This window comes from Nonomuraea sp. AD125B, from assembly GCF_041402765.1.
Lineage (GTDB): Bacteria > Actinomycetota > Actinomycetes > Streptosporangiales > Streptosporangiaceae > Nonomuraea > Nonomuraea bangladeshensis.
Map to the genome: position 1 here is coordinate 17535 of NZ_JBGLOU010000028.1, position 20945 is coordinate 38479.

Annotated in this window: 18 protein-coding genes; 12 read left to right on the top strand and 6 right to left on the bottom strand. The window is 72.3% G+C overall.

The window, feature by feature from the left end; translation table 11 throughout:
• Positions 1-27: 27 nt before the first annotated feature.
• Genes iolD through iolC form a run of 4 tightly spaced genes read right to left on the bottom strand, consistent with a single transcriptional unit; the run spans position 28 to position 4548 of the window.
• Positions 28-1860 carry a 3D-(3,5/4)-trihydroxycyclohexane-1,2-dione acylhydrolase (decyclizing) gene (gene iolD, locus ACBR40_RS44645; RefSeq protein WP_371252639.1) on the bottom strand — a complete coding sequence of 611 codons (1833 nt, stop codon included), beginning with the start codon at positions 1858-1860 and terminating at the stop codon, positions 28-30.
• On the bottom strand, positions 1857-2696 hold the full coding sequence (gene iolB / locus ACBR40_RS44650) for a 5-deoxy-glucuronate isomerase (RefSeq protein WP_344219952.1): 840 nt from the start codon (positions 2694-2696) through the stop codon (positions 1857-1859). The genes iolD and iolB overlap by 4 nt, the downstream gene beginning before the upstream one ends.
• Positions 2693-3613 (bottom strand): deoxyribose-phosphate aldolase, encoded by a 921-nt coding sequence (locus ACBR40_RS44655; protein WP_344219954.1) that lies wholly within the window; start codon positions 3611-3613, stop codon positions 2693-2695. Before ACBR40_RS44655 ends, iolB begins: the two co-directional genes overlap by 4 nt.
• The gene (gene iolC, locus ACBR40_RS44660; protein ID WP_371252640.1) at positions 3610-4548 is read right to left on the bottom strand and encodes a 5-dehydro-2-deoxygluconokinase; all 939 of its coding nucleotides are present in this window, start codon (positions 4546-4548) and stop codon (positions 3610-3612) included. The genes ACBR40_RS44655 and iolC overlap by 4 nt, the downstream gene beginning before the upstream one ends.
• Before the next feature lie 213 nt (positions 4549-4761).
• Here iolC and ACBR40_RS44665 point away from each other — a divergent pair, with 213 nt between their 5' ends.
• From ACBR40_RS44665 to ACBR40_RS44705, 9 genes are read left to right on the top strand one after another with little or no spacing between them, the layout of a single operon-like run.
• Positions 4762-6135 (top strand): extracellular solute-binding protein, encoded by a 1374-nt coding sequence (locus ACBR40_RS44665; RefSeq protein ID WP_344219958.1) that lies wholly within the window; start codon positions 4762-4764, stop codon positions 6133-6135.
• Entirely contained in the window at positions 6110-7045 is a 936-nt protein-coding gene (locus ACBR40_RS44670; protein WP_371252641.1) for a carbohydrate ABC transporter permease, read from the top strand. The genes ACBR40_RS44665 and ACBR40_RS44670 overlap by 26 nt, the downstream gene beginning before the upstream one ends.
• On the top strand, positions 7042-7863 hold the full coding sequence (locus ACBR40_RS44675; protein ID WP_091093518.1) for a carbohydrate ABC transporter permease: 822 nt from the start codon (positions 7042-7044) through the stop codon (positions 7861-7863). Before ACBR40_RS44670 ends, ACBR40_RS44675 begins: the two co-directional genes overlap by 4 nt.
• Positions 7863-8930 (top strand): ABC transporter ATP-binding protein, encoded by a 1068-nt coding sequence (locus tag ACBR40_RS44680; RefSeq protein ID WP_344219963.1) that lies wholly within the window; start codon positions 7863-7865, stop codon positions 8928-8930. Before ACBR40_RS44675 ends, ACBR40_RS44680 begins: the two co-directional genes overlap by 1 nt.
• Positions 8927-10105 (top strand): CehA/McbA family metallohydrolase, encoded by a 1179-nt coding sequence (locus ACBR40_RS44685; protein WP_344219965.1) that lies wholly within the window; start codon positions 8927-8929, stop codon positions 10103-10105. The genes ACBR40_RS44680 and ACBR40_RS44685 overlap by 4 nt, the downstream gene beginning before the upstream one ends.
• Positions 10096-10995 carry a TIM barrel protein gene (locus ACBR40_RS44690; protein ID WP_371252642.1) on the top strand — a complete coding sequence of 300 codons (900 nt, stop codon included), beginning with the start codon at positions 10096-10098 and terminating at the stop codon, positions 10993-10995. Before ACBR40_RS44685 ends, ACBR40_RS44690 begins: the two co-directional genes overlap by 10 nt.
• Positions 10992-12065, top strand: coding sequence for a Gfo/Idh/MocA family oxidoreductase (locus ACBR40_RS44695; RefSeq protein WP_344219969.1), 1074 nt, complete (start codon positions 10992-10994; stop codon positions 12063-12065). The genes ACBR40_RS44690 and ACBR40_RS44695 overlap by 4 nt, the downstream gene beginning before the upstream one ends.
• Positions 12062-14815, top strand: a complete 2754-nt coding sequence (locus ACBR40_RS44700) for a glycoside hydrolase family 38 C-terminal domain-containing protein (protein WP_371252643.1) — start codon at positions 12062-12064, stop codon at positions 14813-14815. The genes ACBR40_RS44695 and ACBR40_RS44700 overlap by 4 nt, the downstream gene beginning before the upstream one ends.
• 35 nt (positions 14816-14850) lie before the next feature.
• Positions 14851-15741 (top strand): hypothetical protein, encoded by an 891-nt coding sequence (locus ACBR40_RS44705; RefSeq protein WP_371252644.1) that lies wholly within the window; start codon positions 14851-14853, stop codon positions 15739-15741.
• 10 nt (positions 15742-15751) lie between these two features.
• On the opposite strand, the gene ACBR40_RS44710 is transcribed toward ACBR40_RS44705, so the two are convergent.
• Positions 15752-17236 carry a PucR family transcriptional regulator gene (locus ACBR40_RS44710; RefSeq protein ID WP_371252645.1) on the bottom strand — a complete coding sequence of 495 codons (1485 nt, stop codon included), beginning with the start codon at positions 17234-17236 and terminating at the stop codon, positions 15752-15754.
• A gap of 69 nt (positions 17237-17305) precedes the next feature.
• Between ACBR40_RS44710 and speB the strand changes: the two genes are divergently transcribed.
• From speB to ACBR40_RS44725, 3 genes are read left to right on the top strand one after another with little or no spacing between them, the layout of a single operon-like run.
• The gene (speB, locus tag ACBR40_RS44715) at positions 17306-18244 is read left to right on the top strand and encodes an agmatinase (RefSeq protein WP_344219978.1); all 939 of its coding nucleotides are present in this window, start codon (positions 17306-17308) and stop codon (positions 18242-18244) included.
• Positions 18241-19767 carry a cytosine permease gene (locus ACBR40_RS44720; RefSeq protein ID WP_371252646.1) on the top strand — a complete coding sequence of 509 codons (1527 nt, stop codon included), beginning with the start codon at positions 18241-18243 and terminating at the stop codon, positions 19765-19767. Before speB ends, ACBR40_RS44720 begins: the two co-directional genes overlap by 4 nt.
• Positions 19764-20426 (top strand): cyclase family protein, encoded by a 663-nt coding sequence (locus tag ACBR40_RS44725; protein ID WP_371252647.1) that lies wholly within the window; start codon positions 19764-19766, stop codon positions 20424-20426. Before ACBR40_RS44720 ends, ACBR40_RS44725 begins: the two co-directional genes overlap by 4 nt.
• Here ACBR40_RS44725 and ACBR40_RS44730 read toward each other — a convergent pair.
• Entirely contained in the window at positions 20405-20896 is a 492-nt protein-coding gene (locus ACBR40_RS44730; RefSeq protein ID WP_344219984.1) for an Lrp/AsnC family transcriptional regulator, read from the bottom strand. The genes ACBR40_RS44725 and ACBR40_RS44730 overlap by 22 nt on opposite strands.
• Positions 20897-20945: the final 49 nt, after the last annotated feature.

Sequence of the window (20945 nt, forward strand, 5' to 3'; positions counted from 1 at the left end):
GCACGGTGCCGGGCAATCATCGGGGAATCAGGAAGGGCCGAGGTGGAGGTGCTGCCCGCGCTTGGCAGCGGCGTACTCGTCCCGGATCTCCTCGGGCGGGCCGACCTGCGCCACGGGCACGTCCCACCACGCCTCCGACGAGGGCACGTCGTCGGCCAGCCGGTCGGTCCGTACGTAGATCACCGTCGTCGTCTCGCCCGCCCGCGCCGCGTCGAGCGCCTTGCGCAGGTCGGCGACCGTCTCGGCGCGGATCACGGACGCGCCCAGGCTGGCCGCGTTGGCGGCGAGGTCGACCGGGAGCGGGCCGCCGTCGCGGGCGGTGTAGGCGGTGCCGAGCCGCCGCGCGCCGACGCTCTCCGACAGCCGCCCGATGGAGGCGAAGCCGGAGTTGTCCACGAGCACCACGGTCAGCTTGACGCCCTCGGCCACGGCGGTGACCAGCTCCTGCGCCATCATCAGGTACGACCCGTCGCCGACCAGCACGAACACCTCGCGCTCCGGCGCCGCCAGCTTCACGCCGAGCCCGCCGGCGATCTCGTACCCCATGCACGAGTAGCCGTACTCGACGTGGTAGCTGCCTGGACCGCTCGGCCGCCAGAGCTTGTGCAGGTCGCCCGGCATCGAACCGGCCGCGCACACCACCACGCCGTCCTCGCCCGCGGCGGCGTTGACCGCGCCGATCACCGCGGCCTGCGACGGCGGCGTGCCCTCCAGCGCGTACGCCGCGTCCACGGCCGCGTCCCACGCCCGGATCAGCTCGCCCGCCCGCTCGCCGAGCGCGGCCGGGGCGCGCCAGCTCCCCAGCGCGCCGGCCAGGTCCGCCAGGCCCTCGCGGGCGTCGGCGACGAGCTGGAGTCCCGACAGCTTGGCCGCGTCGAAGCCGGTGACGTTGACGTTGACGAAGGCCGCGTCCGGGGCGAAGAGGGTGCGCGAGGCGGTGGTGAAGTCGCTGTAGCGGGTGCCGACGCCGATGATCACGTCGGCCTCGCGGGCCAGCGCGTTGGCCGCCGTGGTGCCGGTCGCGCCGACCGCGCCGAGGGCGAGCGGGTGCCCGTGCGGGAGCGCTCCCTTGCCGGCCTGCGTCTCGGCCACCGGGACGCCGAACCGCTCGGCGAAGGCCCGCAGCTCGTCCGCGGCCTCGCTGTGGAGCACGCCGCCGCCCGCCACGATCAGCGGCCGCTCGGCCGCGCGCAGGCGTTCGGCGGCCCGCGCCAGGGTGGCCCGCTCGGGGCGGGGGCGCGGCACGTGCCAGACCCGGCGGGCGAACAGCTCGTCGGGCCAGTCGTACGCCTCGGCCTGCACGTCCTGGGGCAGCGCGAGCGTCACCGCGCCGGTCTCGGCCGGGTCGGTGAGCACCCGCATGGCCGCGAGCAGCGCGGACGGGAGCTGTTCCGGCCGGTTGACCCGGTCCCAGTAGCGGGAGACCGGCCTGAGGCAGTCGTTGACCGACACGTCGTAGGAGCGCTGGTCCTCCAGCTCCTGCAGCAGGGGGCTCGCCACCCGGGTGGAGAAGATGTCGCCGGGCAGCAGCAGCACCGGGAGCCGGTTGATGGTGGCGCCCGCCGCGCCGGTGACCATGTTGGTCGCGCCGGGCCCGATCGAGGTGGTGCAGGCCAGCGTGGCCAGCCGGTTGCTCGCGCGGGCGTAGCCGGCCGCCGTGTGCACCATGGCCTGCTCGTTGCGGCTCAGGAGGTAGGGCAACTCGTGATCGTCCGCGAGTGCCTGGCCGATCCCCGCCACGTTGCCGTGGCCGAAGATGCCGACGCAGCCGGCGAAGAAGCGGCGCTCCACGCCGTCACGCTCGCTCCACTGCCGCGCCAGGAACCGCACGACGGCCTGCGCGACGGTCAACCGGGTCATGACGTCCTCCCGAAGGGCAGTCTGGGGTCGATGCGCTGCCCCTCCCACGAGGAGCGGATCCAGGCGTGGCGCGGGTCGTCGCAGAACGCCATCGAACGCTCCTCGTCCGGCCCGGCCAGCACGTTCAGGTAGTAGAGGTCGTAGCCGGGCGCGGCCATGGACGGGCCGTGGTAGCCGTGGGGGACCAGGACGACGTCGCCGGAGGACACCTCGGCGAGGGTGTCGATCCGCCCTCCTTCCGAGGAGTAGACCCGCTGGTAGCCGAGGCCCTGGTCGGCGACCTCGAAGTAGTAGATCTCCTCCAGCACGGCCTCGCCGGGGTTGGGGGTGTCGTGCTTGTGCGGCGGGTACGACGACCAGTTGCCCGACGGCGTCAGCACCTCCACCGCCATGAGCTTGTGGCAGTCGAAGACGCCGGGCGCGCAGAAGTTGTTGACCTGGCGGCTGGCCTGGCCCGCGCCGCGCAGCTCGACCGGCACCTCGGCCGCCGCGACGTACCGGGCGGGAAAGGCCTCGGTGGCGCGGGCGGAGGGCAGCGCGATCCGCCCCGCCCCCTCGATGGTGACCTCCGTGCCGATCGGCACGTACGCGAAGTCGGACGGCCCGTCGAAGACCGACGGCCGTCCCGCCAGCTCGAACCTGTCGCCGGGCAGGCGCACCGAGCACGAGCCCGCCAGCGGGAGGACCAGCAGCTCCTCCTCGCCGGTGGAGAACGTCACCGGGGCGTCGGTCAGGTCGAGGATCCGCAGCCCGGAGTAGGTCCAGCCGGCCTGGGACGGAGTCACCTCCACCGACCAGGGGCCGTTCGCGGTCTTGCCGTACGGAAGATGGGTCATGCGCGTGCCTCTCGCACCAGGGCCGCGGCGCCGTCCACGGCGGCGGCCACGTCGTCGTCCGGAGGGTAGAGCAGGGCCCGGCCGACCACGAGCCCGCGCACGCCGGGCAGGCGCAGCGCGCGGTCCCAGTCGGCGAGGGCGGCGTCGATGTCCGGGGGATCGCCGCCGAGCAGCAGGGCGGGCAGCGTGGTGGCGGCCATCACCCGCTCCATCTCGGCGATCGCGGGGATCTTCAGCCAGGTGTAGGCCGAGGTCGTGCCGAGGGCCTGGGCGATGCTGATCGACTTGATCACCGCCTCGGGGGACAGGTCGTTGCGCAGGGCTCCCGACTCGGTGCGCACCGACCAGAACGGCTCCACCATGGCCACCAGCCGCCGCCTGGCCAGCTCGCTCACCGCGCGGGCGCAGGACTCCAGGGTGTTGACGGTGCCGTGGTCGGCCGGGTCGATGCGGCAGAGCATCTTGCCGCCGTCCAGCCGCATGGCGTCGATGGAGCCGGCGTCGAAGCCGGTGAAGCGGTCGTCCAGCTCGAACACCGAGCCCTGGAGGCCGCCCCGGTTCATCGAGCCGAAGGCCAGCTTGCCTTCGAGCGCGCCCAGCAGCAGCAGGTCCTCCAGCACGTCGGGGGCGGCCAGGATGCCGTCCACGCCGGGCCGCGACAGCGCGGTGCGCAGCCGGTCGAGCAGGTCGGCGCGGCTCGCCATGGCCAGCGGGCGGTCGCGGACGGCCAGCGCGCCGCGGGCCGGATGGTCGGCGGCGATGATGAGCAGGCGCTCGTCGTCGCCGGGCAGCCCGCGCCGCTGCCTGCGGGCCGCGGCCTCGGCGATCTCCTCGGGGCGGGTGGCGCGGATGCGGGTGAGCTGCTCGTACCCGGTGACGGGGGGCCCGTTGAAAGCGGATAGCGTGATGTCGCTCACGAGGTCACCCCGTTCAGCAGTTCCTCCACCTCGGCGGTCGTGGGCATGGCGTCGGCGCAGGCCAGCCGGGCGGCCACGAAGGCGCCCGCGGCGTTGGCGAAGCGGATGACGCGCTCCAGCGGCCAGCCGTTCAGCAGTCCGAGGCAGAGCGCGCCGCCGAAGGCGTCTCCCGCGCCGATGCCGTTGACCACGCTCACCTCGACCGGCTTGACCAGGCAGCTCTCCTCGCGGGTGCGGGCGTAGACCCCTTCGGGGCCGAGCTTCACGATCGCGACCCGCGCCCCGGCGGCCAGCAGCGCCTCGGCCGCGGCCTCGGGCTCGCGCACGCCGACCGCGGTCTCGACCTCCTCCAGGTTGCCGACGGCGACGTTCGCATGCGGCAGCATGCGCGCCGCCATGGCGCGGGCGGCCTCCTGGGAAGGCCACAGCGAGGCCCGGTAGTCGAGGTCGAACACCGTCCAGCCGTCGTTGCGGGCGGCCAGCGCGGCGGCGTGCGCCTCGGCGCTCGGCTCCTTGCTGAGCCCGGTCAGCGAGAACCAGAACATCCGGGCCGCGCCGATCGCCTCCAGGTCGAGGGAGCCGGCGGTGAGGCGCAGGTCGGGTGGATGCTCGCCGCGGTAGAAGTAGATGGGGAAGTGGTCGGGCGGGAAGATCTCGCAGAACGTGACCGGCGTCGGCGCCTCGGGGTAGGTGGCCACATACCTGTCGTCCACGCCGAACCCGCGGATCGCCCGCCGTACGTACTCACCGAAGGGATCGTCGCCCACACCGGTGATCACCGCGGAGCGCAGCCCGTGGCGGGCGGCCGCGACGGCCACGTTGGTCGGGCTGCCGCCGAGGAACTTGCCGAAGGTCTCGACGTCGGCCAGCCCGACGCCGGTCTGCAGCGGGTAGACGTCGACGCCGCAGCGGCCGATCGTGATCAGGTCGTACAACGCACCTCCTGAAGGGGAGCTTACCTTCGACACTATGGCATATTGTCAGGACATACAGATGTCCGCCACGTTACTAGCCCTGCTTCCGGATGCAAGGGTAGGAAGGCCGACATATCTCTGAAACATGGCAAGAGCTTTACGTCATCTGCATGTCATGACATATTGGCTTTCGGCCCACCTCCTCAAGGAACGTGTCGGAGGGTTTGCATGGCAATGCGGAAGTTCGCTGTGGTCATAGCCGCGGCCGGCCTCGGGCTCGCCGCCTGCGGCCAGTCCTCGGGTGGCGGCAGCGGCGACACCATAGAGTTGACGATCGCCCAGAACGCCATCGCCGGCGGCAAGAACGCGGCGGCGGCGAAGTTCGTGGCCGACTGGGTGATCCCCAAGTTCGAGGCCGCCCAGAAGGCCAAGGGGAAGGACGTCAAGGTCAAGTTCGTCCCCAGCGGCGTCGACGACGAGCAGTACAAGACCAAGCTCTCCCTCGACCTCAAGTCGGGCAAGGGCGCGGACGTGATCGACATCGACGGCATCTGGGCCGGCGAGTTCGCCCAGGCCGGCTACATCAAGCCGCTGGCCGACGTGGTGGGCCCCGAGGCCGAGAGCTGGGACGGCTGGGCGCAGATCCCCGAGTCGGTGCAGGGGCTGGCTACGTACGAGGGCAAGAAGTACGCCCTCCCGGTCGGCACTGACGGCCGCGTCCTCTACTTCAACAAGACGCTGTTCCAGAAGGCGGGCCTGCCCGCCGACTGGCAGCCGAAGAGCTGGCAGGAGATCCTCGACGCCGGCACCAAGCTCAAGTCCTCCGGCGTGCCGGTGCCGATCCAGATCAACGCCGGCACCGCGATGGGCGAGGCCACCTCGATGCAGGGCGTGCTGCCGCTGCTCGCCGGCGCGGGCGGCCAGGTCGAGCAGGACGGCAAGTGGACCGGCGCCGCGCAGCCGCTCAAGGACGCGCTCGGCCTCTACCAGAAGATCTACGGCGGCGGCCTCGGCGACCCCAAGCTCCAGCAGGAGGCCAAGGGCCGCGACAAGTCGTTCCAGCAGTTCGCCGAGGGCAAGGTCGGCATCCTCATGGAGGGCGACTACTTCTGGCGCGGGGTGGTCAACCCCGCCACCGGCGTCGCTCCCATGAAGGACCGCGACCAGAACGTCGGCTACGCGCTGATCCCCGCCATCGAGCCCGGCAAGGGCATCCGCGGCCAGGACTTCGTCAGCATGTCCGGCGGCGCGCTGCGCACGGTCAACCCCAACAGCAAGCACCCGAAGGAAGCCTTCGAACTGCTGGCCTTCACGCTCTCCCCTGAGGCGCTGAAGGAGGAGACCAAGGACGGCAACGTGCGCATCACCCCGCGCACCGACGTCAACAAGGAGATCCTGGCCGGGCAGCCGCTGCTGACGTTCATCTCGGAGAAGGTGCTTCCGCTGACGGCCTACCGGCCGCCGGTCGCGGTCTACCCGCAGGTGTCGGTCGCGCTCCAGGAGGCCACCGCCGCGGTCGTCGGCGGCACCACGCCCGACCAGGCGGCGGCCGACTACCAGAAGAAGCTCGAAGGAATCGTCGGTGGCGCAGGCAATATCGCCTCCTGAGGTCATCGAGGGCGACCCGTCAGGCCGCCGCGGCGGATACAGCTCCGACGCGGCGGGCCTCGGCCGGCTCCGCGCGGGGGCCTTCGTGGCCCCCGCACTCCTGCTGATCGCGGCGTTCCTCGTCTTCCCCGCGCTCTGGGTGCTCTACCTGGGGCTGACCAACTACCGCCTGACCGGCGCCGCGGCGGCCGAGCCGCAGTTCGTGGGGCTGGACAACTTCCTGGACGCGGTCGCCAACCCGACGTTCTGGAACTCCACCTGGCTCACCGTGCAGTTCGTGCTCGGCTCGGCCGTCATCGGCCAGGTCGTGCTCGGCTTCACCATCGCCTGGGCGCTGCGCGACCGGCGCGGGCCGCTCAAGCGGCTGGTCGAGGGCCTGGTCATCCTGGCCTGGATCCTGCCCAGCGCCGTGGTGTCGTTCCTGTGGGTGGCGCTGCTCGACCGCGACGGCGGCACGCTCAACGCGCTGCTCGGCATCCCCGGATTCGCCTGGCTGCTCGACCACCCGATGTTGTCGATCATCATCTTCAACACCTGGCGCGGCACGGCGTTCTCGATGATGTTGTACGGCGCAGCCCTCGGCAACGTCCCGCCCTCGCACCTGGAGAGCGCCCGCCTCGCCGGGGCCTCCGGCTGGCAGCAGCTCCGCGACGTGGTCTTCCCGCACATCCGCGGCCACATCCTGACGAACCTGCTGCTGATCAGCCTGTGGACGTTCAACGACTTCAGCCCGTTCCTGCTCACGGCGGGCGGACCCGACGGCCGGTCCGAGGTGCTGGCCGTGCACGTCTACAAGGTCGCGCTGCAGAGCGGCGAGCTGGGCTACGGGGCCGCGGTCTCCACGATCATCCTGCTCATCAACCTGGTCGTGGCGGTGTTCTACCTGCGGCTGCTGAGGAGCAAGAAATGACGCCCCGCTTCGTCCTCGGCCGGATCGGCTTCTACACGCTGATCGCGGTGCTGCTGGCGTTCTTCACGATCCCGCTGCTGTGGCTGGTGACCGCGCCGTTCACCTCCGACCCCACCTACGAGGTGCGGATGCCGGACTTCACCTGGGAGAACTTCCAGGCGGTCCTGGAGCATCCGTACGCGCTGCCGTCGCTGTGGAACTCGCTGGTGCTGTCGGTGGGGACGGCGCTGCTGGTCGTGGTGATGGCGGCGCTGGCGGCGTACGCGCTGAGCCGGGTGCGGCTGCCGGGGCGCGACGCGCTGCTGTACGCGCTGCTGCTGCTGTCGTCGATCATCACCGGGACCGCGGCCATGGTGCCGCTGTTCCAGCTCGCCGTGGAGCTCAACCTCATCGACTCGCAGCTCGGGCTGATCCTCATCCTGACCGGCGGGCTGCTGCCGGCGGCGATCTTCATGCTCAAGGACTTCATGGACTCCACGCCGAAGTCGTACGAGGAGTCCGCCCGGGTCTTCGGGGCCTCGCCGCTGCAGATCGTGCGGCACGTGGTCGTCCCCTTGGTACGGCCGGGGCTGGCGACCATCGCCGTGTGGTCGATCGCCAACGTGTGGGGGAACTTCCTCATGCCGTACCTGCTGCTGAGTGACGTGGAGAAGCAGCCGGCGGCGGTGATCACGTACACGCTGTACACCGAGGGCGGGCAGGCCAACCTGCGCATGCTGTCCACGTTCGGGCTGCTCTACTCGGTCCCCGTGGTGCTCATGTACCTGTTCGTCAGCAAGAAATACGGCTTCCGCTTCCACGGAGGGATCAAGCGCTAATGGCCGCCATCGAACTACGCGGGCTGACGAAGGTCTACCCGGGCGGAGTGAAAGCGCTCGACGCGCTCGACCTGGTCATCCCCGACGGTGAGTTCTTCGCGCTGCTCGGGCCCTCCGGTTGCGGCAAGACCACGCTGCTGCGCACGATCGCCGGGCTGGAGGCCGCCTCCGGCGGGTCCGTCCTGATCGGCGAGCGCGACGTCACCGGCACCCAGCCGGGCGGGCGCGACGTGGCCATGGTCTTCCAGGACTACGCGCTGTTCCCGCACATGGACGTCACCGACAACATCGCCTACCCGCTGCGGATCAAGAAGGTCGACAAGGCCACGCGCCGCGACAAGGCCGCCGAGGTCGGGGCGCGGCTCGGGCTGGAGCACCTGATGGACCGGCGGCCTGGCCAGCTCTCCGGCGGCCAGCAGCAGCGCGTCGCGCTGGCGCGGGTCATGGCCACGCAGGCGCAGGCGTTCCTGTTCGACGAGCCGCTGTCCAACCTGGACGCCCGGCTGCGGCTGGAGGCGCGTACGTTCCTGAAGAAGCTGCAGCGCGAGCTCGGCGTCACCACCGTCTTCGTCACCCACGACCAGGCCGAGGCGCTCGCCATGGCCGACCGGATGGCCGTCATGGAAGCGGGGCACATCCGGCAGATCGGCACGCCGGCCGAGGTGTTCCGGCGGCCGGCCAACACGTTCGTGGCCGGTTTCATCGGCTCCACTCCGATGAACCTGCTCGACGGGCTGGTCCGAGGTGACACGCTGGAGGTGGCAGGCTGCAAGGTGGCCGTCCCCGCCCTGGCGGAGGGCCGGCTGAGCGACGGAGAGAAGATCGTGTACGGCGTCCGCCCCGAGTACATGACCTACTCGGACGAGCCCGCGGAGGGCGGAATGGGCGGGAAGGTGGCCATCGTGGAGAACCTCGGCGCCTCCCACCTGGTGACGCTCGACGTCAACGACGTGATCGTGCAGGCCGTCGTGCCCGAGGGCAGCGAGCCCGCCGTCGGCGACGACGGCTACGCCGTGCCCCGGCGCGACCGCGCGCTGGTCTACCGGGACGGGGAGCTGGTGTCATGAGAGGCCACTGGAGTCTGGACGATCGGCTGGAGCGGATCCTGCGCGAGGTGCCCTTCGAGGTCCCGCCCGGCACCGCGGCCGTCACCGTCCGGCTGTCGTACGACCGCGCGCAGGGCGTGCTCGACCTGGGCTGCGGCGCCCCCGGCGGCTTCCGTGGCTGGTCGGGCGGCGCGCGCGACACGTACACGATCACCCCCTCGTGGGCCACCCCCGGCTACCTGCCCGGCGAGCCCGAGCCGGGCACCTGGCACGTGTGGCTGCGGCTGCACCGCATCCCGCCGCAGGGCCTCGACTTCACCCTGGAGATCGAGACCTCCGGCACGGTCCCGCCCGAGCCGGCCGCCGAGGAGCCGCCGCACGGCGAGCGCCCGCCGCGGCGCGACATCCCCGCCGTGGACGGCCTGCGGTGGCACGCCGGCGACTTCCACGCCCACACCGTGCACAGCGACGGCGCGCTCAGCATCGCCGAGCTGGCCGAGCTGGCCCACGGGCGCGGGCTCGACTTCCTGGCCGTCACCGACCACAACACCGTGAGCCACCACCCCTGGCTGGCCAAGGCCGGCCGCGGCATCACGCTCATCCCCGGCCAGGAGGTCACCACCGACCGCGGCCACGCCAACGTCTTCGGCGACGTCGGCTGGGTCGACTTCCGCGAGCCCGCCGACTCCTGGGCCGAGCACGCCGAACGGGCCGGCGGCATCATGTCGGTCAACCACCCGCTCGGCGGCGACTGCGCCTGGCTGCTGCCGCTCGACCGGCGCACCCGGCACGCCGAGGTGTGGCACTCGGGCTGGTGGGACCGCCGCTGGGGCGCCCCGATCGCCTGGGCGCAGTCCTGGCGCGACGACGTGATCGCCATCGGCGGCAGCGACTTCCACCGCCCCGGCTCCGACGGGCTGCCCGGCGAGCCCACGACCTGGGTGCTGGCCGAGGACCCCGGCACCGTGCTCGACGGGGTGCGTGCCGGGCGCGTGGCGATCTCCGCGGGTCCTGACGGGCCGCTGCTGCTGCGGCTGGGCGACGAACTGCTGGCGCTGGACGCCGACGGGCTGGTCCTGGTCCGGCCCTCCGGCGAGCGTCAGGTGATCCGCGGTGACCGGGTGCTGGTGCGCGGCATGGACGGGCCGCACCGGCTGGAGACGTACGAGAACGAGGTGATGGGGCTGTGTCACTAGTCAAGGTCGCGAACGCGCCGGTGAGCTTCGGGGTGTTCGAGCTGAGCGACGCGCCGCCGCCGCTCGGGCCGGACACCATGGTCCAGGCGCTGGCCGAGGCCGGGTACGAAGGCATCGACTCGGGCCCGATCGGCTACCTGGGCACCGGCTCCGAGCTGGCCGACCGGCTCGCCGGCAACGGGATGCTGCTCGCGGGCGGCTGGGTCGACCTGCGTTACGGCGACGCCGAGGCGTACGCGCGGCAACTGCCCGCGCTGGAGGCCGCGCTGGACGTCTTCGCCGCCGCGCCCCCCGCGCCCGACGGCTTCGCGCCCCGGCCCACGCTGGCCTGCTCGGGCTCGGCGGAGCGGTTCGCGCGGCCCGGCGGGAGCGTTCCAGGGCTCGCGGCGGGGCAGTGGCCGGCCTACGCCGCCCGCGTCCAGGAGGCCACCGACCGCTGCCGCGAGCGCGGCCTCGAACCCGTCTTCCACCACCACCTCGGCACCTACGTCGAGACGCCCGACGACGTCGAGCGGCTGCTGGAGCTGACCGACGTCCAGCTCTGCCTGGACACCGGCCACCTGCTGCTGGCCGGCGGCGACCCCGTGACCGCGCTGCGCGCCTGGGCCGGCCGGGTCGGTCACGTGCACATCAAGGACGGCGACACCAAGATCCTGGCCGCCGCCCTCGCCGACGGCGTCGACCTGCGCGAGCTCATGGGCCGCGGCGGCTTCGCGCCGCTCGGCGAGGGCGAGCTCGACCTGCCCGGCGTCGTGCGCACGCTGACCGAGATCGGCTACTCGGGCTGGGTCGTCATCGAGCAGGACACCCTGCCGGGCCGGCGCACCGTCGAGCAGAACATCGCCGACCAGGCCGCCAACCGCCGCAAGCTGAAGGAACTGGGACTGTGAGAATCGCGCTCATCGGATGCGGCGCCGTCACGCAGGCGGTGTACGTGCCGCTGCTGTCCAGGCGCCGCGACCTGTTCGAGGTGACCGCCGTCTGCGACCTGTCGCGCACGCTGGCCGACGCCGTCGGCGACCGGCTCGGCGCCCCCGGCCGCCACACCGCGCTGGAGGACATGCTCGACGCCGGCGGCTTCGAGGCCGTGCTCGTGCTCGCCTCGGGCTCCCACGGCGAGACCGTGCGCCGCGCGCTCGCCGCCGGCTACGCCGTGCTGTGCGAGAAGCCGCTCGCGCTCACCCGCGCCGAGGTGGCCGCGCTGCCCGAGGGGCGGCTCATGGTCGGCTACATGAAGCAGTACGACCCCGCCGTGCGCCGGGCCGAGGAACTGCTGGCCGAGCTGGGCGGCCCCGCGGCGATCCGCGCCGTCGAGGTGACCGTGCTGCACCCGAGCGGGGAGTCGCAGCTCGCCTTCGCCAACCTCACCCAGGCCCGCGACGTGGACGCCGGGCTCCTCGACTCGCTGCGGGCCGCCGAGCGCGAGCTGACGATCCGCGCGGTGGGCGAGTCCGAGCCGGTGCGCAGCCTGTACGGCATCTCCCTCGGCTCGATCTGCCACGACCTGTCGCTGCTGCGCAGGTTCACCGGCTCGCCGGCCGAGATCTCGCACGTCGAGACCTGGGGGCCCGCGCCCGGCTCGGTGGAGATCTCCGGCGCGCTGCCCGTACGGGGGCGTTTCTCCATCCGCTGGCACTACCTGGAGGACTACCCCGCCTACCGGGAGACGGTGGCCATCCACCACGACACCGGCACGCTGGAGCTGGTCTTCCCCGCGCCCTACCTGATGAACGCCCCCACCACGCTCACCGTCGTGTCGGGGGCCGAGAGCCGCAACGAGTACCGCGACGTCACCGAGGCGTTCGAGGTGCAGCTCGCCGCCTTCCACGCCTTCGTCAGCGATGGCAAGCCGCCGCTCACCGACGCCGGCGGCGCGCTGGAGGACATCGTCACCGCGCAGCGCATCGCCGCGCGTTACGCCGAGCAGCATGGTCTGCCGATCGGAGGAGAGGCCGCGTGAGCGCGGAGATCGTGCCTACGGAGATCGTCGTCGTCCCGCACACCCACTGGGATCGCGAGTGGTACGAGCCGTTCCAGCGTTTCCGGCTGCGCCTGGTGGCGCTGCTGGACGAGGTGCTCGACACGATGGAGCGCGAGCCCGGCTACCACTTCACCCTCGACGGCCAGCTCGCCTGCGTGGACGACTACCTGGAGGTGCGGCCGGAGAACCGCGACAGGATCGCCGCCCTCGTCGAGTCGGGACGGCTGGCGATCGGGCCGTGGCAGATCCTGCTGGACGAGTTCCTGTGCTCGGGCGAGAACATCGTCCGCAACCTCGAACTCGGCATGGACCGGGCCGACAAGCTGGGCGGCGCGATGCCGGTGGGCTACCTGCCCGACATGTTCGGGCACACCGCCCAGATGCCGCAGATCCTGCGTAAGGCCGGGCTGCTGCACGCGTGCGTCTACCGGGGCGTGCCGTCCGCCGTCACCACCGACGCCTTCGCCTGGGTCGCCCCCGACGGCACCGCCATCCGCACCCAGTACCTCCCGGCCGGCGGCTACGGCAACGGCGCCCACCTGTTCCACGACCCCGACGGGCTGGCCGAGCGGGCGGCGACGTTCGTCACCACCATGCGGCGCTGGCACGGGCCCGAGGGGTCGCTGCTGGCGATGTACGGCACCGACCACTCTGCGCCGGTGCGCGGCCTGCCCGAGATGGTGGCCGCGATCGGGGCCCGCATGGACACCCTGTCCGGCTATGTCGGGGCGTACTCCGGCGACGTGACGGGCCTGCCCGCCGTGCCCGGCGAGCTCCGCTCCCACGCCCGCGCCAACATCCTGCCCGGCGTCATCTCCATCCGCCCCCACATCAAGCAGGCCATGGGCCGCGCCGAGCGCATGGTCGAGCGCTACGCCGAGCCGTTCGCCGCGCTCTGGGGCGGCGAGTGGCCCGGCCGCTTCCTCGACATGGCCTGGTGGCGGCTCGTGGACGCCAGCGGCCACGACTCGGTGACCGGCTGCGGCGTGGACGAGACCGCCCAGCAGGTGGCCGCCCGCATCGCCGAGGCCGAACACCTCGGCCAGGCCGTACGCGACATGGTGACCGCCCGCCTCGCCGCCACCGTGCCGGCGGAGGGCATCCTCGTGGTCAACCCCACCCCCGCCGCCCGCACCGGCGTCGTGCTCCTGGACGTCGCCGGCCTCGACCCCCTGGTGGACCCCTCCGGCGCGGTCGTCCCGGTCCAGCCCCTGGAGTACGCCCCCACGCTGCTGCTCGACGAGGAGATGGACCCCGCCACGGCCCTCACCTTCGTCCACGGCACCGAGCTGTACGGCCAGCACATCACCGGCTGGTCCGTCGAGGACGGCGTGCTCACCTTCACCGTGGCCCGCACCACCACGCTCGCCTTCGACGTCGCCGAGCTGCGCGACGCCCTCGACGGCGTCACCCGCGTCCGCATCGTCGCCGAGACCCGCCGCACGGTCGCCGCCCAGGTCCAGGTCCCGCCGCTCGGCCACACCAGCGTGCGCACGGTGCCGCACGCCCAGCTGTTCACCGCGCCCGCTCCCACGGAGGACGACGAGACCGCCACCCACGACCCGGCGTGCTGGCTCGCCTCCGACGTCAGCCCCCTCCCGGCGCGCGCCGACGAGGACTTCCTCGACAACGGGCTGGTCCGCGTCACCTTCGCCGCCGACGGCACGCTCACGCTCGTCGGCGCGGACGGCACCACCATCACGGGCGCGGGCCGCATCGTGGACGGCGGCGACGTCGGCGACACCTACAACTACGCGCCGCCCGCCCACGACCTGCTCGTCTCCGAGCCGGTCGCGGTCGAGACCGAGCTCATCCACTCGGGGCCGCTGGTGGCGGTGGTGGAGGTGCGGAGGACGTACGAGTGGCCGGCCGCCGGCGACGGCATCGCCGAGACCCCCGAGCTCCCGGCCAGGTCGCGGACCACCCGCACGGAGCGGACCGTCGTCACCACCCGGGTCGAGCTCCGCTCCGGCGAGCCCTTCGTCCGGCTCCGGCTCGACTTCGACAACCGCTGCGACGACCACCGCGTCCGCTTCCACGTGCCCCTGCCGGAGCCGGCCACGGAGTCCCACGCCGAGGGCCAGTTCGCGGTCGTCACCCGCGGCCTGACCGCCGAGGCCGGCTGCGGCGAGACCCCGCTGCCCACCTTCCCCGCCTCCTCCTGGGTGGCCGCGGGCGGCGCCGCCGTGCTGCTGGAGCACGTCACCGAGTACGAGCTGACCGGCGACGGCGAGCTCGCCCTGACCCTGCTCCGCTCGGTCGGCTACCTCTCGCGCAACCGCAACGCCCTCCGCCCCGAGCCCGCAGGCCCCCAGCTCCCGACCCCGGCCGCGCAGTCGCGCGGGCTGCGCTCGGTCAACCTCGCCCTGATGCCGTGCGCGTCCTGGCGGCAGGCGCCGCCCGCCGCCGAGGTCTTCCGCCACGACCTGGTCACCGTCGCGGGCGCCGGCGACCCGTCACTGCCGCTGCCTGCGGCGGCGTACGGGCTGTCGGTGACGGGCGAAGGCGTGACCATGACGTCGCTGCGGATGCGCGACGACTGGCACGAGCTGCGCGTCGTCGCCCTCACCCCGGACGCCACCGAGGCGGTCGTCGCGGGCGGCCTCACCGAGGCCCGCCACGCCGACCTCCGCGGCCGCCCCGGAGGCTCCCTGCCGGTGACCGGCGGCGAGCTCCGCCTCCCCCTGAAGCCCTGGGAGATCGCCACCATCCAGTTCCGCAAACTCTGAGTAATGAATCGAACGCGCGTAGTAATGTTCGCGGCATGGTCACGTCGCAACACGAAGGTCTGACCAAGGTCGCGACCTTCGATCCGGATCACACCCGACATATGCTGCTCGCGCTGTTCGACCTGCCCATCCCGAAGTCGGGCGAGGGCCGCCTCGCCTCGCCCGACCTCTCGGAGGCCGACCCGGCGGTGTGCCGCGCCGACGGCGCCCTGCTCTACGGAGACGGGGAGGACAAGTTCGGCATCATCGTCGAGACGCAGCGCGCCCCCGACAAGGAGAAGCCCTACTCCTGGCTGGAGTACATCGCGAACTTCCGCTCCCGCGAGAAATGCCCGGTGTGCTTAATCGTCATCTGCCCCAAGCGCAACGTCGCGCGATGGGCGCTGCGGGTCATCGAGACCGGGCATCCCGGCCTCGAACTGACGCCCCTGGTCGTCCACTCGGGCAACACGCCCATCATCACGGACGTCGAGCGCGCCAGGGAGAACATCGGGCTGGCGGTCATGTCCGCCGTCATCCAGAGCGAGGATCCCCGCTTCAACGCCGTCATCTCCGCAGTCGAGAAGGCACTGGACGACCTCGATCCGAAAATCGCCGAGCGGTACGCTCGCTACATCACTGTGTCACTGGAAGGTGACGCACAGAAAGAGTGGGAAAAAAGGATGAAGGCGATGACGTATCCGTACATGGGCGAGTACGCCGAGAGCCTGTTCGCCAGGGGGAAGCTCGAGGGGAAGGCCGAGGGGAAGGTCGAGGGGAAGGCCGAGGGCGAGGCGAATGCCATCATCCTGATTCTTCAGGGACGCGGAATTCCGGTGCCCGACAAGATGCGGGGGCAGATCCTCGCCTGCACCGACGAGGACACCCTCGACGCCTGGGTGCTGCGGGCGCTCACCATCGAGTCAGCGGAGGACCTCTTTGACTGACCCGCGTGTCCTAGCCGAAGAGGCCGAGTTGGCGGGCGGCGCGGAGGGCGAGCCAGACCTCGGCGAAGGCGCCGCTTGACGAGAGGTCGCGGCCGGTGAGCGCGGCGAAGCGGCGCAGCCGGTAGGACAGCGTGTTGGGGTGGATGTGCAGGGCCGCGGCGGCGTCGTCCGTGTGCCGGTTGTGCTCCATCCACACCCGTACGGTCGCCAGCAGCCGCGAGTCGTGGGCGGCGTCGTAGGCCACCACCTCGCTGAGCACGTGGTCCACCAGGGCGCGCAGGGTCGCCGGGTCGTCGGGGAGCCAGCGCCCCGTGGTGTCCTCGCCGTAGTGGACCAGGGGCTTGCCGGATTCGGCGGCGTGCGAGGCGGCCCAGACGGCCTCGCGGTGCGGCAGGCGCAGTGACGCGCCGGCCGGGAACGGGCGGCTCGCCCCGGCGCGGGCGTCCGGGACGGTGGCGACGGCGGGGCCGGCCGCGGGCGGCCCCAGCACATAGTGGTCCTCGCCCCGGCGCAGCATCAGATGGGGCAGCTCGTCCAGGGCGCGGCGCAGTGCGTCGTCGGGTGCGTCGCGGACGACCAGCAGGACCAGGTCGGCGTCGAGGCCGAGGCGGGTCAGGCGGCGGCGGGCGGCCGGCGGGTCCAGCACGTCCTGGAGCAGCTCGGCCAGCGTCTCGGCGCCCTCGCGGCGGAGCGTCTCGCGTTCGTTGCGGGCCATCGCCACCTGCAGCGCCGCCACCGTGGCGATGTGCTGGACGACGGCGAGCCCGGCCGGGCGGGCGCCCTCGCGTTCGAAGGCGACGAGGAAACCGGCGGGTCCGCCCGGGGCGGAGACCGGCAGGGCGAAGCCGCCGGGGATGGTGGGCGGCGCGTCAGGCTCGGCGGGCAGGACGTCCAGGCTGGGCGGCACCGGCACCCCCTTGAGCAGCGGCCGGCCCTGCGGCGTGCACAGGTGGACGTCGTAGCCGGACAACCGTTCGAGGCGTTTGAAGAGGGTCGCGGTGTCGAGGTCCTCGGCGGCGAGCCAGCGCAAAGCGCCGAAGACCTGGAGCTGCGCGCCCAGGCGGTGGTTCGCGTCCTCCTGCAGCGCCGCCGCCACCTCCTGCGAGATCGCGATGAACGGCACCGCCAGCGGCACCTCCAGCACCGGGATGCCCCGCTCCTCGGCCGCCTCGAAGAAGGCCGGATGCAGCGGCGGCACGTGGAGCCCGGCGGACAGAGCAAGGGCGGAGACGCCGGCGTCGTCGAGGCGGCGCAGGTAGGCGCGCTGCCGGGCGGCCGAGCGGGGCAGGCCGAGCCCGGTCGTCAGGATGACCTCGGCGCCGAGCAGCCAGGGCGTCGGGTCGTCGAGCTCGCTGACGTGTGCCCAGGACACCGACCGGGACAGCCCCGCCTCGCCGGCCAGCAGCCGGAGCTGCAGGGCGGGCGAGCGGAGGAGGTCCTCGACGGTGATCTTGTGGTCCGGACGTTCCGGGACCGGGCGTTTGTGTTCCGGCACAACACACACCGTATTACTTCGTGCCCACTACAATTGCCGCAGGTCAGAGGCATGACGAACACTGTCGGCATGACTATCGGCCCCGTCGACTCCTCCCGGGTCCCGCGATTCGCCGGGCCCGCCACCTTCGCCCGCCTGCCCCGCCTCGACCAGGTGGAGCGGGCCGACGTCGCGGTCGTGGGCGTGCCGTTCGACAGCGGCGTGTCCTACCGGCCGGGGGCCAGGTTCGGTCCCGCCGCCGTCCGGGAGGCGTCCCGGCTGCTGCGGCCGTACCACCCGGGGCTCGACGTGTCGCCGTTCGAGCGGGTGCAGGTGGCCGACGCCGGTGACATCGCGGCGAACCCGTTCGACATCGGCGCGGCCATCGAGGCGATCGAGGAGGCGGCGGGCTCGATCGACGCCCGGCTCGTCACCATCGGCGGCGACCACACCATCGCGCTGCCGCTGCTGCGGGCCGCCGCGCGGAAGCACGGCCCGCTCGCGGTGCTGCACTTCGACGCGCACCTCGACACCTGGGACACCTACTTCGGGGCGGAGTACACGCACGGCACGCCGTTCCGGCGGGCGGTGGAGGAGGGGCTGGTCGACACCGAGGCGCTGAGCCACGTCGGCACCCGCGGCCCCCTGTACGGCAAGAAGGACCTGGAGGACGACCGGCGGCTCGGGTTCGGCATCCTGACCGCCGCCGACGTGCTGCGGCGCGGCCTGGACGAGGTGATCGACGTGCTGCGGCAGCGCATCGGCGGGCGCCCGCTGTACGTCTCGGTCGACATCGACGTGCTCGACCCCGCCCACGCCCCCGGCACCGGCACCCCGGAGGCCGGCGGGCTCACCAGCCGCGAGCTGCTGGAGATCCTGCGCGGACTCGCCGGTTGCGACCTGATCGGGGCCGACGTCGTCGAGGTGGCCCCGGCCTACGACCACGCGGAGATCACTTCGGTCGCCGCCTCCCACGTGGCCTACGACCTCGTCAGCTTGCTGGCGTTGCGGCAGGAGAAGCAGACATGAGCAACACCCTCACCGAGATCGAGACCTACGGGGTCGAGCGCATCCCGGACGCCGACCGGACGGCGCGCCCGCTCGACCTGTTCCGGGTGGCCTTCGGCGGCGCGAACACGTTCGCGACCTGCGTGCTCGGGGCCTTCCCCATCCTGTTCGGCCTGTCGTTCTGGCAGGGGCTGGCCGCGACCGTGCTCGGGCTGGTGGTGGGGTCGATGATCCTGGCGCCGCTGTCGCTGTTCGGGCCGCTCAACGGCACCAACAACGCCGTGTCGTCCTCGGCCCACCTGGGCGTGCACGGGCGGGTCGTGGGCTCGTTCCTGTCGCTGCTGACCGCGATCGCGTTCTTCTCGATCTCGGTGTGGTCGTCGGGGGACGCGCTCGTGGGCGGCGCGCACCGGCTGGTCGGGCTGCCGGACGTGGACGTGTCGTACGCGGTCGCGTACGGCATCTTCGCCGCCCTCGTCCTGGTCGTCTGCGTGTACGGCTTCCGCTTCATGCTGTTCGTCAACAAGATCGCGGTGGCGGCGGCGTCGCTGCTGTTCGTGCTGGGGATCTTCGCCTTCGCCGGCGACTTCGACCCGTCCTACCCGGGCACGCTCGCGGCCGGTGACCCGCTGTTCTGGCCGTCGTTCATCGGCGCGGCGCTCATCGTGCTGTCGAACCCGGTCTCCTTCGGCGCCTTCCTCGGCGACTGGTCGCGGTACATCCCGGCGGACACGCCGCGCAAGAAGGTGATGACGGCGGCGTTCATGTCGCAGATCGCCACGATCCTGCCGTTCTTCTTCGGCCTGTCCACCGCCTCGATCATCGCGTCCAAGGCGGCGCAGTACGTGGACCCGGCCGCACCCAACTACGTCGGCGGCCTGCTGGCGATCTCGCCCGCCTGGTACTTCGTCCCGGTCTGCCTGATCGCGCTCATCGGCGGCATGTCCACGGGCAGCACCTCCCTCTACGGCACCGGCCTGGACTTCTCCAGCGTGTTCCCGCGGTTCAGCCGCGTGCAGGCCACGGTCTTCATCGGTACGCTGTCGATCGTGTTCATCTTCGTCGGCCGCTTCGCCGCGAACCTGACGCAGAGCATCTCGACGTTCGCCACGCTCATCATCACCTGCACCGCCCCGTGGATGGTGATCATGATGCTCGGCTACGTCACGCGGCGCGGCTGGTACGACGCCGACGCCCTGCAGGTCTTCAACCGCCGTCAGCGCGGCGGCCGCTACTGGTTCACCCACGGCTGGAACTGGCGGGGCATGTCCGCCTGGCTGGCCTCGGCGGCGCTGGCGCTGTCGTTCGTCAACCTGCCGGGGCAGTTCGTCGGCCCGCTCGGCGAGCTGGCCGGCGGCGTGGACATCTCGCTGCCCGTCGGGCTGGCCGTCGCCGCGCTGCTCTACCTGGCGCTGCTGACCGCCTTCCCCGAGCCGCGCGAGGTCTACGGGCCGCGTGGCCCGCGTCTGGTCCGCTCGGCCGACACCCCGGTGCCGCCGATCATCGACGCGCGGCCGGCGGCGACGGAGCCGGTTGCCCCATGACGGAACTCGTCGACCTGTCGGTGCCGGTCGAGACCGGGATGCCCGTCTATCCGGGCGACCCCGAGGTCTCGATCGGCCCGGCGCTCACCATGGCCCGCGACGGCGTCAACGTGCTGTCCGTCCACATGGGCTCCCAGTCCGGCACCCACGTGGACGCGCCGTACCACTTCGGCGACGGGCTCCCCAGGCTGGACGACCTGCCGCTCGACCGGTTCGCCGGCCCGGCGACGGTGGTGGACGCCCGGGGCCTCGCGCCCCGGTCGGGCATCGGCGCGGCGGCCTTCCGAGAGGTGCGCGCGGGCACGGTCGTGCTGGTCGCCACCGGCTGGTCGGCGCACTGGGGGAGCGCCGCCTACCTGGAGCACCCCTACCTGTCGGAGGAGGCGGCGGAGCTGCTGGTGGAGCGGGGCGTCCGTACGGTCGGGATCGACGCGCTGAGCGTGGACCCCACGCCGGCCGCCGACTTCGCCGCCCACCGGGTGCTGTGCGGCGCGCACGCGGTCATCGCCGAGAACCTGACCGGCCTCGACAGCCTGCTCCAGGCGCAGGAGAGCGGCCGGTCGATCGAGGTGTCACTGTTCCCGATCAGGCTGGCCGGCGCGGACGGCGCTCCCGTCCGCGCGGTGGCCCGCCTGGGTCAGCGCGTGCCCCAGGAGTAGGACTGCTTGCGCAGCTTCAGGTACACGAACGACTCCGTGGCCCGCACGGCGGGGATGGCGCGGATCTTGCTGAGGATCTCCAGCAGGTGACCGTCGCCCTCGCACACCACCTCGACGATGACGTCGAACGAGCCCGCGGTGAGCACGACGTAGTCGATCTCCTCGATCGCGGCCAGCTCGTCGGCGACCGAGTCCAGGTCGCCCTCACAGTTGACCCCGATCATCGCCTGCCGGGGGAAGCCCAGGGTGAGGGGGTCGGTCACCGCGACGATCTGCATGACGCCGGCCTCCTGTAACCGCTGCACGCGCTGGCGCACGGCGGCCTCGGAGAGCCCGACTGCCTTGCCGATCGCCGCGTACGGCATCCGCCCGTCCGCCTGGAGCTGCTCGATGATCTGCTTGGACAGCTCGTCGAGCACGACGGGACCCTGGGCCGGATTGCTGCGGCGGACGCGGGGCGGCGACGTCATCGAAGGGAATCCTCCTAGCGGTCCGGCGTTACGGGGGCGTTCCCGCTTG